12 protein-coding genes are annotated in these 14,876 nt (G+C 41.7%); 7 read left to right on the forward strand and 5 right to left on the reverse strand.

Annotation, left to right across the window (positions count from 1 at the left end):
- Positions 1–254: 254 nt before the first annotated feature.
- Both QQL60_RS04240 and QQL60_RS04245 read left to right on the forward strand, forming a co-directional pair.
- Positions 255–2,075, forward strand: a complete 1,821-nt coding sequence (locus tag QQL60_RS04240; protein ID WP_284722515.1) for a CHASE domain-containing protein — start codon at positions 255–257, stop codon at positions 2,073–2,075.
- A 55-nt stretch (positions 2,076–2,130) separates the two neighbouring features.
- Entirely contained in the window at positions 2,131–3,204 is a 1,074-nt protein-coding gene (locus QQL60_RS04245; protein ID WP_284722516.1) for a DUF3080 domain-containing protein, read from the forward strand.
- On the opposite strand, the gene QQL60_RS04250 is transcribed toward QQL60_RS04245, so the two are convergent.
- The gene (locus QQL60_RS04250) at positions 3,199–4,203 is read right to left on the reverse strand and encodes a GGDEF domain-containing protein (RefSeq protein ID WP_007145318.1); all 1,005 of its coding nucleotides are present in this window, start codon (positions 4,201–4,203) and stop codon (positions 3,199–3,201) included. The two genes, QQL60_RS04245 and QQL60_RS04250, sit on opposite strands and share 6 nt — an antisense overlap.
- 165 nt (positions 4,204–4,368) lie before the next feature.
- Here QQL60_RS04250 and QQL60_RS04255 point away from each other — a divergent pair, with 165 nt between their 5' ends.
- The 3 genes from QQL60_RS04255 to QQL60_RS04265 all read left to right on the forward strand — a co-directional run bounded on the left by QQL60_RS04255 (position 4,369) and on the right by QQL60_RS04265 (position 10,410).
- A complete protein-coding gene (locus QQL60_RS04255; protein WP_284722517.1) occupies positions 4,369–6,579 on the forward strand; it encodes a TonB-dependent receptor in 2,211 nt (736 codons plus the stop codon).
- Positions 6,580–6,797: 218 nt separating this feature from the next.
- Positions 6,798–9,194, forward strand: a complete 2,397-nt coding sequence (locus QQL60_RS04260; RefSeq protein ID WP_284722518.1) for a phosphoketolase family protein — start codon at positions 6,798–6,800, stop codon at positions 9,192–9,194.
- Positions 9,195–9,198: 4 nt separating this feature from the next.
- Positions 9,199–10,410, forward strand: coding sequence for an acetate/propionate family kinase (locus QQL60_RS04265; protein ID WP_284722519.1), 1,212 nt, complete (start codon positions 9,199–9,201; stop codon positions 10,408–10,410).
- A 43-nt stretch (positions 10,411–10,453) separates the two neighbouring features.
- Here QQL60_RS04265 and QQL60_RS04270 read toward each other — a convergent pair whose 3' ends face one another.
- Entirely contained in the window at positions 10,454–10,729 is a 276-nt protein-coding gene (locus tag QQL60_RS04270) for a cupin domain-containing protein (RefSeq protein ID WP_007145314.1), read from the reverse strand.
- Between the two features lie 175 nt (positions 10,730–10,904).
- Here QQL60_RS04270 and QQL60_RS04275 point away from each other — a divergent pair, with 175 nt between their 5' ends.
- On the forward strand, positions 10,905–12,020 hold the full coding sequence (locus tag QQL60_RS04275) for an HD-GYP domain-containing protein (RefSeq protein WP_284722520.1): 1,116 nt from the start codon (positions 10,905–10,907) through the stop codon (positions 12,018–12,020).
- A 46-nt stretch (positions 12,021–12,066) separates the two neighbouring features.
- Here QQL60_RS04275 and QQL60_RS04280 read toward each other — a convergent pair whose 3' ends face one another.
- Together QQL60_RS04280 and QQL60_RS04285 are read right to left on the reverse strand one after the other, a co-directional pair.
- Positions 12,067–12,390 carry a hypothetical protein gene (locus QQL60_RS04280; RefSeq protein ID WP_007145312.1) on the reverse strand — a complete coding sequence of 108 codons (324 nt, stop codon included), beginning with the start codon at positions 12,388–12,390 and terminating at the stop codon, positions 12,067–12,069.
- A 71-nt stretch (positions 12,391–12,461) separates the two neighbouring features.
- On the reverse strand, positions 12,462–13,406 hold the full coding sequence (locus QQL60_RS04285) for an AEC family transporter (protein ID WP_284722521.1): 945 nt from the start codon (positions 13,404–13,406) through the stop codon (positions 12,462–12,464).
- A gap of 93 nt (positions 13,407–13,499) precedes the next feature.
- On the opposite strand from QQL60_RS04285, the gene mtgA reads away from it, so the two are divergent.
- On the forward strand, positions 13,500–14,198 hold the full coding sequence (gene mtgA, locus QQL60_RS04290) for a monofunctional biosynthetic peptidoglycan transglycosylase (RefSeq protein ID WP_284722522.1): 699 nt from the start codon (positions 13,500–13,502) through the stop codon (positions 14,196–14,198).
- A 50-nt stretch (positions 14,199–14,248) separates the two neighbouring features.
- Here the strand turns inward: mtgA and QQL60_RS04295 are convergent, their stop codons facing one another.
- Positions 14,249–14,800, reverse strand: coding sequence for a hypothetical protein (locus tag QQL60_RS04295; RefSeq protein WP_284722523.1), 552 nt, complete (start codon positions 14,798–14,800; stop codon positions 14,249–14,251).
- Positions 14,801–14,876: the final 76 nt, after the last annotated feature.

The raw sequence follows: 14,876 nt of genomic DNA on the forward strand, positions 1-14,876 counted from the left end.
TCAAGATAATAAGCGGATACTAATCATTCTAACGGCAAAGCAAAAGACACGGTCATAACTGTCACTTGTAGTTTATGCTCCGGTGTATGACAGAATGATGAAAATGTTGAGCTTAATTCAGGGAATATCCTTCAACACTGGCTCGTGTGCTATTATCAATTGACGTGGCAGCTGTAAGTTGATGTATTAACTTGATTTTTATAGGGACGAAGCTTGACTTTACATGTTTCGCTTTAAGGAGTTGACTCCCAGTAATGGAAAACCTTTTTTCCAAATACACAAAAAAGCACCCATCATCAGCATGGGTCGCATTATTTTTGTGGTTTATTCTTAGTGTCTCTGCCTGCTATCTTTCTTTCTCTTTCTTCCATAATCAAGCAATACAACGTTTTACTTATGAATCACGCGATCTTGCCAATGCGATTTCAGAACGGATGCATGATTATGCATTAGCACTTCAAAGTGCCAAGGCATTGTTTGATGCAAGTGATGAAGTGACAAGGAATGATTGGAGACATTTTGCTGATACGATTCAGCTACAAATATATTTTCCTGGGATTCAAGCGCTTGGCTATTGTGAGATAGTGCCTTCAGAGTCCTTTTCGGAACATATTCAAATGATACGTTCACAAGGTATTCCAAACTACAGTATCAAAACTCAGGGGCAGCATAAACAATATAGTCCTATCGTATATATAGAACCTTTTGACTGGCGCAATAAACTTGCCTTAGGTTTTGATCTGTTATCCGAGCCTGCGCATCGAAGAGCCATGGAGTTAGCAGTAGATATTAATCAGGCCGTAACTACCGGAAGAGTGACTGTGGCGCATCAGACAAATCAAGCTGCTCAGTTTGGTTTTCAAATGTATATACCTATTTATCAGCAGAATAAAACGCTGAGTACTCTAGCGGATCGTAAACAAGCATTGAAAGGGTTCGTATTTGGCAGTTTTAGAGTCGATGATCTGATGCAGGGTATTTTAGGCCTGGGACAGAAGCAACTTGGTTTTGAAATCTATGATGTGGGTGAGAATGATGGTGGATTACTTTATAGCAATTCAGCAAGTCAACAGTCATTTCTTTCGGTGGATGCTAACTACAGAGGATTCAAGCATACGTACGATTTAAATGTGGCTGGTAGGCCATGGCAGCTTATTGTGTATAGCCACGTTGGCTTTCAGACTTTATCAGAACGTTTTCTTCCTATTTTTATTGCTATCATCCTCACCCTTTTCGGTGGATTTCTTTTCTATTTCATCTCTTTTTTATCAAGAGAGCGTGGTTATGCTCAACGAGAAGCTGTTAAAGCAAATCAGCAAAAGAAAACACTAATGCAACACTTAGAGCTAGCTGCTAATGCTGCTAATCTGGGACTGATGGAGTGGGATCTAAATACTGATAAAGTCTATCTGGATAAAAGAATGCTTTCTATTTATGGATTAGAGCCGGATAAATTTCATGGAACATATTCAGAATGGCAGCAGATCCTGCATGAAGATGATCGTGAGCGTGTATTGCTGGCATTAGCCAAGGCTGCTCAATTTGAAGAAAGGTTTGAGCTCGTATTTAAAATCGTTGTAAATAATCATATTCGTCATATTCACTCCAGCTTTTCAGTAGAACGGGATGCATTGGATAATCCACTAAGTATGATTGGATTCTCGGCTGATGTGACAGAGCGGCATGATGTTGATCTGCAATTACGTGAAAAAATCTGGCGTTTAGAAAATCTGTTGGAAGGTGCTAGGTTGGGTAGTTGGGAGTGGAATATTCAAACAGGTGATGCCATATACAACGAGCGTTGGTCAGAGATGATTGGTTATAAATTATCCGAGTTAATGCCTACCACGATTGATACCTGGAGAAATTTCTGCCATCCAGATGATAGTCTTGCTGTAGAAGAAGAGTTACAACGGCACTTTAAAGGTGAGACAGATTATTTTGAAATGACAACACGCATGCGTCATCGAAATGGTTCGTGGAGATATATCTTCAGCAGAGGAAAGTTATTTTCCAGAACGGATGAAGGTTTGCCTCTTCTGATGTTTGGTACGCATCAGGATATCACTGAGTAATTTACGCTATTAATTGACTTTCTTAGCATCATTACTCCCTATACAAGGGTATTGAATGATTGCATTACGGTTTCCTATGTTGAGCATAAAGTGTGTATTTGTGTTGGCGCTGGTTTTTTTACTGACTTCGTGTGATCCATTCAGTCAACCAGAATCAATGATGGATGAATATCTGGTTCGGCTCGCCAGAGTATTAGAGCAAGATCTGCCTGCTCCAGCAGCACCAGTGTTAACAAAGTTACCTGACAAAAAAGAAAGAACACTGAGCATTCCAGAGATAGATGTAAACATGCTGGAATTTTTATCTTTTTATGGATGTGAGTTACAGGTTGTAGTGGCTGAACGCAACTCAATTTTAGGTCGTGTGATGTTACCTATAAACCGTCTCCGTTATGAGGTGCGGTTTATAGAGTCTGCCAAACAATGCCTGGCGACTACTGATGATAAAAAAACAACTCATATTCTTCAGCAAGCCATAGCAAAGAAAAGTGCTGTATTACCGGCCGTTTTCTGGAATGCAATATGGTCGACAGAAGAAATAGAGCAGTTGATGACGTATTCAAAAGGTTATTTACCCGTTGATGCGAACTCGATTAATACAATAAGAACGGGACTGCAGGCTCTGGTGGATATAAAAAAACAGATAGATAATAAAAAATTCGACATCAATCTGGATCATTTAGGAACGATACAACAGCAATGGCTATATTCACATGTTGCAGGGAAGCTGTTAAAAAGTGCCCAGTTGTTGACGCTTAGGTTAAATGAGGCAACACGCATTATCGATAAAAGGCTGATACAAAAACCTTTTTGTTATAAGCAGCGAGTTACTCCTCAAGCCGAGATCCTACGTTCATTCTTCTTCAATATTTATATCGCAAAAGTCCAACCATATCTGGCGAGCGTGAGTCAGCAGGGGGAATCTATTTTCCCTCTACTGGATAAGTTGGCTGTTCTACAGGGTGAGAGTGAGGCATCTGATGAATTCCAACACTATCAACGGACGTATCTTGATACTCAGTCAAGCTCCGGCATCTGGCAAAAGTTACAGACAGCAATTCAGTTGCACACTAAATCCTGGCAGCACTTGCTGAAACAGTGTGGCATGCAGCCAGGCGTTAATTCATAATGCCTCTGCCATAACGGTATTTTTCCCCGCGTGTTTGGCAGCGTAAAGTAATTTATCTGCTTTATTTAGTGCGACTAAGATATTGGTCTCATCATCTTTGAGTTCATAAGCACCAATGCTGACCGTAATACTGATGTCGTTCCCTCCAGTGTAGTAAAAAATGGCGGCCACTTTTTTACGTAAACGTTCAGCTAACAACATGGCTTGTTTCAGTGTCGTTTCAGGAAGTAAAACAGCAAACTCTTCACCACCAATACGTCCAAAAACGTCGTAAGGTCTTTTTGCCGCCTGAATCGAATGACTAAATAATTTAAGGACTTCATCACCCACTTCATGTCCAAAGGCATCGTTGATAACTTTGAAGTCATCAATATCCATCATCAACAGACAAGTATTATGGTTACTTCTCATTGTACGTTGTAACTCTTTATTACTTTCGTGTATGAAGGCTCTTCTGTTCCAGATCCCGGTCAAGTCATCGGTATTAGCGAGGTATTGCAAATTATTTGAAAGGACTTCTAATTGCTGATTTTTCTCAAGCAATTCTAAATTAGACTCCACAATGTTTTTGATTTGAAGCATGAGTTGCTGTTGCTTCTCAGAATAAGAAACAGCCTCTGTGTTCAGAATGCAAATGGTGCCAAAAGCATCTCCGTTAGGCCATCGAAGCGGGAAGCCGAGATAATTAATCAGTCCCATCTCAATTTCAGGTGCGTTTACCCACTTTTCATCTAACAATGCATTTGGAATAAGTATCGGATTATCGTCGTTTATGACAGATTCACAATAGCTTCCAGTGCCGTTTTCAACAATCTCGCCTATGTCAAATGGATTACCTTGATCGTCATTTTTGACATATACGCTAAAGTGAGCTGTTTGATACCTCATAATTAAAGCGATGGGTACATCCATGATCACGGATAGAATATCCATAATAGTTTGCCATTGATTTAATAAATCAGAGGAGATGTGTGGATGTTTAGAGAGTTTACTTGTCACATTCAATCCTTGTGTCAATAGCTAAAGACTACATCAACTTATCACTCAAAGCATAGTCAATTTTATGATTTTTATTGAGAAAATTCACTTACAAACATAAATCATTCTCATTTACATTGAAATTTATTCAATGTAAGATTCAGTAAAATTTAACAGGATTAATAAATGAGAATGAAATCAACTTGTGTGATGATGGCACTGATAATGGGTGGTATGCAGGTGTCGTTAGCAGATGAAGAAACGTCAAATACCAGCACTCTAGAATTAGATACCTTATCGGTTACAGCAAGTGCTGATGCCAGTGCTGAAGGACTCTCTCCAGCCTTTGCTGGTGGACAAGTCGCTGAAGGTGGGAGAGCAGGGATATTAGGCACGAAAGATAATTTAGATACACCATTCAGTATAACCAGTTATACCAATGAATTTATTCAGGATAGACAAGCACAAAGTGTTGGGGATGTTTTACGAAATGATCCGACGGTCAGAGTAGCAAGGGGATTCGGTAATTTTCAGGAATCCTACTTTATACGAGGTTTTATATTGAACTCGGATGATGTGGCGTATAACGGTTTATATTCATTGTTACCACGTCAATATATTGCTACAGAGTTATTTGAGCGGGTTGAAGTTCTGCGTGGTGCATCTGCTTTTCTTACTGGGGCTAACCCTAATGGTGGCGGTATAGGCGGAGCTATTAATCTTTTGCCTAAACGTGCCCCAAATTACGATTTGAACCGAATAACATTAGGCGCTTCAATAAACGATGAGCGTAATGGATCTGCTGATATTGCTCGACGGTTTGGTGAAAATGATGAATTTGGTATCAGGGTCAATGCCGCACATCATAACGGTGGTACATCGATTGATGATGAACAAGCAGAATTGAACTTATTCAATATAGGTTTGGATTACCAAGGCGACCGCCTAAGGTTATCAGCTGATATGGGGTATCAAAATCATCAGTTGGAGCAGACAAGAACAAATTTACGTTTGATGAACCAAGTTAGTAGTGTTCCATCGACGCCCAATGCAAGTGAGAACTGGGCTCAACCATGGTCCTACTCAAATGAAAAAGATTATTTTGGTACATTCAGAGGTGAATATGATTTTACTGAGAATGTAACTGCTTGGGCCGCTTATGGGATGAGACATGGGGAAGAAGAAAATTCGCTCAGTAATCTAAATATTACAAATGGTATTACGGGAAATGGCACATTAAGTAGATTTGATAATGGCCGCATAGATCGTATTCAAACGGGTGAAGTAGGTATTAAAGGCAAGTTCAAAACTGGGTTTATCAAACACGAATTGGTTGCAGCATATTCATACTTTGTTTCAGAGAAAAAGAATGCTTACCGCTTTGTTTCCATCCCTGGCGGAAGCAATTTGTATAATCCAACATATTACTCAAGACCTGAGCTAGCAGATTTGTACAGCCCAAGATTAGGAAGCCGAGTAAGACTGAACAGCTTTGCACTTGGGGACACATTATCTTTTATGGATGATAGGTTGATGCTCACTTTAGGCGCCCGTCATCAAACATTAAAAACAGAAGATTATGATTATAACGGTCAGACTGGATTGATTGGAAAGTATGATGATAGTGAAATTACACCTGCAATTGGTGCTGTATATAAACTAACCGATGAATTCTCTATATATACTAACTATATTGAGAGTTTAACCAAAGGTGATACGGCTGATAGCACAACTGACAATGGATCTGGTGGTACGGTTGACGTTGTTAATGGAGGAGAATCTTTTGCCCCTTACGTTTCGGAGCAAAAAGAAATTGGCTTGAAATATGAAACAAGTAGCATTGGGGCTGGGCTAGCATATTTCACAACATCAAAACCACGTTCTTTTATGGATAAAAGTAATCCTGATAGGCCCGTTTTTAGACAATCAGGAGAAGATGAGCATCAAGGCATTGAGCTGACTCTCTATGGTAAAGCGACTGATGATTTGAAGTTACTTGGTGGGGTGACATGGCTGGATGCGAAGCAAAAAGATACAGGAAATAGCAGTATTGATGGCAACCGAGTAATTGGCGTTGCCAAATTGCAAGCGACTGTTGGAGCTGAGTGGGATGTTCCGTCAGTTGATGGGCTGGCATTTGATGGACGAGTTAACTACACAGGCTCTCGTTATGCAGATGATGCCAATACGCTTAAAGTTGATGACTGGACAACAGTTGATATTGGTGCGAAATATTTGGTTCAATTAGCAAATCAGGATCTGACTCTAAGAGCCCGTGTTGATAATTTATTTGATAGAGATTATTGGGCTTCAGTGGGTGGCTATCCAGGTAATGGCTATCTGGTCCTCGGTGCCCCAAGAACTGTTTCAATCAGTGCAACGGTAGATTTCTATTAATGTAACCATGTATGAGCCCCTGCTGATCAATAGGGGCTCAACTTCGTCATGCTTTCTTGATCCCCATCAATTTTAATCGCTATTCCCCTTTATGACGCCTCGCAATAAGAGTAGGCTGATAGAAACTATCATTTTTATCAAATGTCAGCTTGAGTAAGTCAAACCATTGTCATCTTACTTAGCTAGTCTGCACTGATATATAAAGCAAGGAGTCCTCTATGAATAGCACATTGTCTGCTACACCTCTTGATGTAAACGACGTGACAAATATTGATGCTTACTGGCGAGCCTGCAACTATCTTGCTGCTGGCATGATTTATCTGCAAGACAACCCTCTACTGCGTGAACCACTTAAACCTGAACATATTAAAAATCGATTATTGGGGCATTGGGGAGCCAGTCCGGCATTAAGTTTTACTTATGTTCACCTGAATAGATTGATTAATAAATACGATCTGGATGCGATTTTTCTGGCTGGTCCTGGTCATGGTGCACCAGGTGTATTAGCCCCAGTCTATCTCGAAGGAACTTATTCAGAGGTTTATCCGAATAAAAGTGAAGACATTGACGGCCTCAAACACTTTTTTAAATCATTTTCTTTTCCAGGTGGCATTGGTAGTCACTGCACCCCTGAAACACCGGGCTCGATTCATGAAGGGGGAGAGCTCGGCTATAGCGTTTCTCATGCGTTTGGGGCGGCATATGACAACCCGGATTTAGTTGTAGCGGTGATGGTCGGTGACGGCGAATCAGAAACCGGCCCACTAGCAACCTCTTGGCATTCAAATAAATTTCTCAATCCCAAAACAGATGGCGCTGTTTTACCCATTCTCAATTTAAATGGTTACAAAATAAATAATCCGACAATTTTGTCTCGTATTTCACATGAAGAAATAGAGCTGTTATTCCGTGGTTATGGTTGGACACCACATTTTGTCGAAGGCGATGATCCTGAAGTGATGCATCAAACCATGGCAAAAGTGATGGAAGAGTGCATTGTAGACATTCGTGAAACGCAACAACGTATCAGAGCATCTGGTAGTGATGAGAGACCACGCTGGCCGATGATCATTTTACGTACACCCAAAGGCTGGACTGGGCCAAAAGAGGTCGATGGTCACAAAGTGGAAGGTTTCTGGCGTGCTCACCAAGTGCCTCTGGGCGGTGTGAAAGACAACCCTGAACATCTTGCTCAGTTGGAAAGCTGGCTCAGAAGTTATGAGCCTGAAAAACTATTTACGGAAGCTGGACAACTGCAACCAGAATTAAAAGCACTGGCACCAAAAGGGAATAAACGGATGAGTGCCAGCCTGCATGCCAACGGTGGCTTAATGAGAAAATCACTGAAGATGCCTGATTTTCGTGATTATGCTGTTTCCATCGAAAAACCAGGTCAGAGTCTGGTGGAAAATACCCGGCCTTTAGGTCAGTTCCTTCGCGATATCATGAAGAAAAATATGTCTAATTTTCGGGTTTTCGGTCCAGATGAGAACAGCTCGAATAAGCTGGATAATATCTATGAAGTGAGTAAAAAAACATGGATGGCCGACTTGTTACCAGAAGATCAGGATGGTGGAGAATTGGCTCGCGATGGTCGCGTCATGGAAATGTTATCCGAACATACGCTGGAAGGTTGGCTGGAAGGCTATTTGTTAACCGGGCGACACGGTTTTTTTGCCAGTTATGAAGCCTTTATTCATGTGATTGATTCCATGTTTAATCAGCATGCAAAATGGCTGGATATCTGTAACAACGTGTCGTGGCGAGCACCAATATCCTCTCTCAATTTATTGATTACCTCTACAGTATGGCGCCAGGATCATAATGGCTTTACTCACCAGGATCCCGGTTTTTTAGACTTAGTCCTAAACAAGAGCCCAAAAGTCTGTCGTATATATCTGCCACCTGATGTGAATACCTTATTATCTGTTGCTGACCATTGTCTGAAAGCCAAAAATTACGTGAATGTGATCGTGGCCGACAAACAAAAACATTTCCAGTACCTTGATGTCGATGAGGCTGTGAAACACTGCACGAAAGGCGTCGGCATTTGGGAGTGGGCAAGTTCAGATGAGGGCGCTGAACCCGATGCCGTCGTAGTCGGTTGTGGTGATATTCCAACCCAAGAGGCTTTGGCTGCTATCGATCTGATTCATCAGTACTTTGATGATCTGAAGATTCGGTTCATTAATGTCGTCGATTTATTCAAACTCATCTCGGATAGTGAGCATCCGCACGGTCTGAGTGATAAAGACTTTGATAGCTTATTCACTAAAGATAAACCGGTAATATTTAACTTCCATGGCTATCCATGGTTGATTCATCGCTTGATTTATCGTCGGACTAACCATACTAATTTCCACGTTCATGGCTATAACGAAAAAGGCAATATCAATACACCACTGGAGTTAGCCATTCGTAATCAGATTGATCGGTTTACGATCGCCATGGACATCATTGATAGAGTAGACCGTTTGCAAGGCATAGGTGCCCATGCCAAACAGCAATTACGCGATCATCAGATAAGTTGTAGTTTATATGCCTATGAGTATGGCGTTGATAAGCCTGAATTCGGTGATTGGAAGTGGGGTGATATGTCTGCGATAAAAGAATAAGGTCATGAGAACACAACCTGTCATTCTGGTGCTTAACAGTGGTAGCTCATCTGTTAAATATAAATTAATTCAGCTCAAGGATGAGACTGTTTTATTGGAAGGTCGTATACAAGGTATAGGCGAGTCATCAGCGACACATCATGTTTCAGTGGCAGATGGATTGACGGGTAAGTATGAGCAACCTCAGTCTGCTATTGAAATTCTTGATCATCAAGCGGCATTTGAATGTATAGCAGATGATTTGCAGCGCTTTTTTAAACAGTCATCAGACATACAGTTAAATGTCATTGGCCATCGTGTTGTCCATGGCGGAGCTGTTTTTTTCGCCCCTGTTGAATTGAATAACGATGTTCTGACAACGATTGAATCCTATCAACATCTGGCACCACAGCATTTACCCGGTAATATTGCAGGCATAAAAACCTGCCAGGAACTCTTTTCTGAGGTCAGACAATTTGCCGTTTTTGATACTGACTTTCATCAGAGCATTCCTGAGCATATTTATCGTTATGCTGTACCAGGTGACTGGTACGAAAATCATGGTGTACGCCGCTATGGGTTTCATGGTCTCTCTCATCAATATGTTGCTCAGCAAGCAGCACATCATCTGGATAAACCACTGAATGGACTTAACTTAATTACCTTGCATCTGGGTAATGGTGCCAGCGCCTGTGCTATCAAAAATGGTCAGAGTTTTGATACCTCTATGGGGTTTACCCCTTTACAGGGCCTTATGATGGGAAACCGCAGCGGTGATCTTGATGCGGCTGTACCTTTGTATATACAAGAACAGACAGGCATTTCTGCAGAACAGCTAGAGCATCAGCTTAATTTTGAATCCGGTTTAGTGGCCATCACTGGCACACATGATATGGCTGAGATTCAGAATCGAGCTGAGCAGGGCGATAAAGAAGCGAGTTTAGCGATTCAAATGTATGTGCACCAACTTCGCCGTTATATCGGTGCTTATCTGGTGAGTTTAGGCCGAGTAGATGCGCTGATATTTACGGGCGGTATCGGTGAAAATGCATCGATAATTCGCGAACTGGCCTGTGATGAATTAGGCCGATATGGTGTAGTGATTAACTCAGAAGACAATAAGCAGCTTAAAGATGCTGTTTCAGCAATTCACCATCTGAGGAGTGATGTGCCTATCTTGGTGATAAAAACAGATGAAGAAAAACAGATCGCGCGTAATATCGCTCGCTATTTATAGCGTTAAAAAGAAAAGGCATCCAATGGATGCCTTTATCAAAAAACTAATCGTAACTGTAATGTTTACGTAATGTTTTTGTGACTTTCCAGAAACTTTTTAAACCAGCAGGAAACTCAACATAGTCACCAGCAACAACGGTAACAGGTGCTTCGCCATCTGGAGTGACAACGATTTCGCCTTCTAAAATATAGGCTTTTTCAGTTTCATCGAAGTCCAGTCTGAATTCAGTAACAGGACAATCCCAGATTTCCCAACCCGCAACGCCTAATTCTTGTAAACGTGCTTCACTTGGGTTTTTTTCAATTATAATTTCAGGCATAGTGATCTCTAAAATATCAATGTTGATAGCTCAATCTCACAGTGAGTAAGCCGCTATTGCCATAAGGGCAGGCGAATAATAACAGAAAGCAACTAACAAGAAGGATTCTTGTCGCACTCATTATATAATTGACACCCTATTCTTAATGAAGAGAGTAGTGTCTAGGAGGCGGGAAATGGATGCAAAAGTAATATCGCTTCTGGCGAATAAACCAGATACGCTCAATGGACGCTTGCAAGTGCTTAATGAATGTTTGCGGCAGAGTTTAACTCAAATAACGCATTCATCTTGCCTGCTTTATGACGAGAAAACAGATTCACTGAAAAAATTTCTGAGTAGTCATCATTTCACTAATGATGGATATGCAGACAGTCTTCGTTTAAAGCCAAATCAGGCACTCTTTACATTATGTCAACAAGAAGAAGGTAAGCTCGTATTATTCGATGCTGACGAACCGGTTTGGCAACATTTTAAACAAGATCCACAAAGTCATGCGGCGTTCATTATCCCCATCAAACAAGGACAAAGATTCATTGGTTTTGTTTGTTTTGAGATGGCGTCTTCGCCTGATAATCTGAGCGATGCAGAAAAAATTACCTTGAGTTTATACGGTCAGTATATCTCCATGATGATCAATGAAGAATTATCACTGGTTAATACGCTCATGGCGACAGTCAGGGCTGCCAGAGATTTCACTGACTTCAGAGATTTTGAAACAGGCTTACATCTTGATCGTATGGCCTGTTATGCCAGGATTATTGCCACGCACTTGGCTAAGAAGTATCGCTTAAGTGATGAATTTATTGAACATGTGTATTTATTTGCCCGCTTGCATGATATTGGCAAAATCGGTATCTCTGACACTATTCTTAATAAACCCGGTCGATTAGATGATGATGAACGTAGCATTATGAAAACGCATGTTATCAAGGGGATAGATATGCTTGAGCAAGTGCTTAATGACTACAACCTGGTAGATATGCGTGATACCGATATGATGCGTAATATCGTTGCCTGTCATCATGAATATATCGACGGTTCAGGCTATCCAAAAGGTCTGAAAGGGGATGAGATTCCTCTGGAAGCCAGAATTGCAACCGTGGCAGACATCTTTGATGCGCTGACTTGTCAGCGTCCCTACAAAAAACCGTGGCCTTTAGACGATGCCATAGCTGAACTGGAAAAAATGCAACAGGCGAATAAATTAGATGCAGAGTGTGTTGCTGCTGTTAGAGAAAATAAAGCAGAGTTTGAAAAGGTAATGAAGGAACTGTCTGACGACAAAAAGTAGTTATCACTAGAGAAAAAGCCCTCAAGTGATAACTACTCAATAGCTTCTAAAATGTCAGCGTAGCGGCCATTTCGTCATTGATCTTGACTAAACACGTCAAATCTTTTTTCAACTTCCATTTGCAGTCTGAAGTCACGGTCATGCCTTCATATTCACCACTAAAATGACCATCATCGTAGTTGTATGATAGCTGGCCATCAATCACCACATTGCCGTTAATTAAGACTTGATGTTCAAAGCTGATTTGATCAAAGCGGCCATAGACTTCCACTTGTTGTTCAGCACCCGCCGGACGATAGTACTGCTTTGGGGATGCCGAAGTACAGCCGAGTAATGTTGCCAGCAGTGCGGCGATGATGATCTTTTTCATATGTGATTCCAGTAAAAAGTAAATAAGCCTGTTTATACTACAAAAAACCGCTTTGAACGCCTAATGTGATTTCACAGCATATTTAACAATACCGTCAGTGTCAGTAATGAAATAACAGTGGAAAACATGATAGTTTGTGCTGTGATAAAGGCATCCCGTTGGTAAAACTCGGCAAGCATAAAAGGGCCAGTGCCTGTCGGTAATGCGGCCAGTAAGACGGCCATCATGGCTAATGTCCTATCCATATCAAACACCCAGAACGCCAATGCGGTGACCAGAAGCGGTTGTATGGCGAGTTTTGTAAAGGTTAATACCCAGGCAACACGTTTCTCGTTGTCGCTATTATTTGGCATTTCACTGCGGCTACTTGCCAGAAACAAGCCTAAGCTCACCAATGCACATGGACTAGCAGAGTCAGACAAAAGATGGAGAAATGTTTCAACACTGTCGGGAATGGTCAAACCTGACGCGGCAACTATTACACCGGCGATGGGGGAAACAACTAATGGGTTACGAAATACGGCAGATAACACACTTTTTATCCGTAAGCGGAACGCTTTCTCAGCCTGTAAACCGGTTTCGATTAACATGATGGCAATAGAAAATAAGATACAAACCACAATAATGGACGCAATCGTTGTGGGTATCTGACTGGATGCACCGAACACCAAAAATAATAAAGGAAAACCAACATAGCCGGTATTGGAATAGGCCGCCGCTACGCCATCAACACTGGCATCCGCTAAATGCTTGCCCTGCGAAAGTCGCCAGACAAGAATCAGTAAAAAGATTATGCCGGTACCCAATAAATAAACGTTTATAAAAGCAGGTAGAAATAAAGCCTGCCAGTGGCTATGTGCCATAATGTCGAACAACAAGGCCGGTAAGGCAAGCCAGACGACATAACGATTTAATTCACTGGCGGCAGTTGGGCCAAGTACACCGGTTTTTCTACTGATAAAACCCGCCGCAATCAGCCCAAAAATGGGCAACAAAATAGAAAGTGTATTTAGCATGGAATGTATAGCTTTGTATCGCAATGCTAAATAATATCAGGATGATCATAAGGTGCCTAATTAACCAGGCCAGAGGAAAAAACAAAGGCAAATATGCTGAATAAAATCAGACGTTTTTTTATAAAGTTAATGCTCTATAGCATGCTGGGCTGGCTAGTGATAAGCCTGCTTATCGTTTTACCGTTTCGTTGGTTAAACCCACCAGTCAGTATGGTGATGGTGGAACGCTGGCTGACCCATGATGATTATACGATTCATCAACGCTGGCTGAGCTGGGAGCAAATTCCCAAAAAAGTGGCGCTTGCGGTGATTACCTCTGAAGATCAGCGTTTTCCTCTGCATCAGGGCTTTGACGTTGATGCCATTATGAAGGCACTTAACGAAGCTGAGGATGGCGGACGGTTACGTGGTGCCAGCACCATTAGTCAGCAGGTCGCTAAAAATATGTTCCTGTGGACAGGTAGAAGCTGGATAAGGAAAGGTTTGGAAGTCTGGTTTACTTCTTTAATCGAACTGACCTGGGGCAAGCAACGTATTCTGGAAGTGTATTTGAATATTGCCGAGTGGGGGAAAGGTGTTTTTGGTATTGAAGCCGCCAGTGAATATCACTTTGCCAAACAGGCTTCACAACTGACGGATATGCAAGCCGCACTGTTGGCATCAACCCTGCCTAGTCCGTTGAAATATGATCCTGCAAGACCCGCCCAACATCTTATTGACCGGGCGCGCTGGAACTTGGCACAGCAACGTAAATTAGGTGGCACTAACTGGTTAGCCCCAATATCAGAATAAAAAAACCGCCAGTACTAGAAGGTGTACTGGCGGTACCGAGGACGAGAGAGTTATTTAAGCCAGACTTTCCAGCCTTTCTCTGCCATACACTCAATAAAGCCAACGGTAACCTGGCTAAAATTACCGTTGATTGGGTGCTCTTTACTTAAACCTTCTTTGCAGACTTGACCTTCTGCAAGTAATTGATCAGGACCTGCACCCGCTTTCCACCACGAGCTGACTCCGACTGGTTGGAGTGGATCAGCAGGCAGAGGTGCAGGCTCAATTTCAGTGTCTGTTGTCTTTTCAGCTATAAACTGGTCGGGTGAACTTTTGGTATAGCTACCATGAATCACAGCTTTATTGGCCGGGCTCCCGGTTTTAGCGGCCTCTTCATTAGCCTTATTATCTAAATCTAAAACGATCCAGCCATTCTCTTTTAAGCATTTTTTTGTTTGTGCCTCTGTATTTGTACTGGCAGCACACACATTTTTTTCTTGCTGAAAATCACGGACGGATGCGCCGCGTTTATAACTAAACTCTCCACATGCGGAGAGCGATAGACTCAAAATGCCCATCGTGGTGATGGCAAGCGTCTTATTAAATATTCGTTTTTGAAACATCCGCCTTTCCTTGATGACTCTTTAACATGGCTACAGATTACCTGAACAAGTCAGATCTGTTTCTACGCAATTTCAC

It is taken from the genome of Methylophaga thalassica (genome assembly GCF_030159795.1).
Taxonomy (GTDB): Bacteria; Pseudomonadota; Gammaproteobacteria; order Nitrosococcales; family Methylophagaceae; genus Methylophaga; species Methylophaga thalassica.

What these genes read in the sequence shown, in the direction of transcription:
- QQL60_RS04240 (WP_284722515.1), top strand. Translation starts at nt 255, where the DNA reads ATGGAAAACCTTTTTTCCAAATACACAAAAAAGCACCCATCATCAGCA.
- QQL60_RS04245 (WP_284722516.1), top strand. Translation starts at nt 2,131, where the DNA reads ATGATTGCATTACGGTTTCCTATGTTGAGCATAAAGTGTGTATTTGTG.
- QQL60_RS04255 (WP_284722517.1), top strand. Translation starts at nt 4,369, where the DNA reads ATGAGAATGAAATCAACTTGTGTGATGATGGCACTGATAATGGGTGGT.
- QQL60_RS04260 (WP_284722518.1), top strand. Translation starts at nt 6,798, where the DNA reads ATGAATAGCACATTGTCTGCTACACCTCTTGATGTAAACGACGTGACA.
- QQL60_RS04265 (WP_284722519.1), top strand. Translation starts at nt 9,199, where the DNA reads ATGAGAACACAACCTGTCATTCTGGTGCTTAACAGTGGTAGCTCATCT.
- QQL60_RS04270 (WP_007145314.1), bottom strand. Translation starts at nt 10,729, where the DNA reads ATGCCTGAAATTATAATTGAAAAAAACCCAAGTGAAGCACGTTTACAA.
- QQL60_RS04275 (WP_284722520.1), top strand. Translation starts at nt 10,905, where the DNA reads ATGGATGCAAAAGTAATATCGCTTCTGGCGAATAAACCAGATACGCTC.
- QQL60_RS04280 (WP_007145312.1), bottom strand. Translation starts at nt 12,390, where the DNA reads ATGAAAAAGATCATCATCGCCGCACTGCTGGCAACATTACTCGGCTGT.
- QQL60_RS04285 (WP_284722521.1), bottom strand. Translation starts at nt 13,406, where the DNA reads ATGCTAAATACACTTTCTATTTTGTTGCCCATTTTTGGGCTGATTGCG.
- mtgA (WP_284722522.1), top strand. Translation starts at nt 13,500, where the DNA reads ATGCTGAATAAAATCAGACGTTTTTTTATAAAGTTAATGCTCTATAGC.
- QQL60_RS04295 (WP_284722523.1), bottom strand. Translation starts at nt 14,800, where the DNA reads ATGTTTCAAAAACGAATATTTAATAAGACGCTTGCCATCACCACGATG.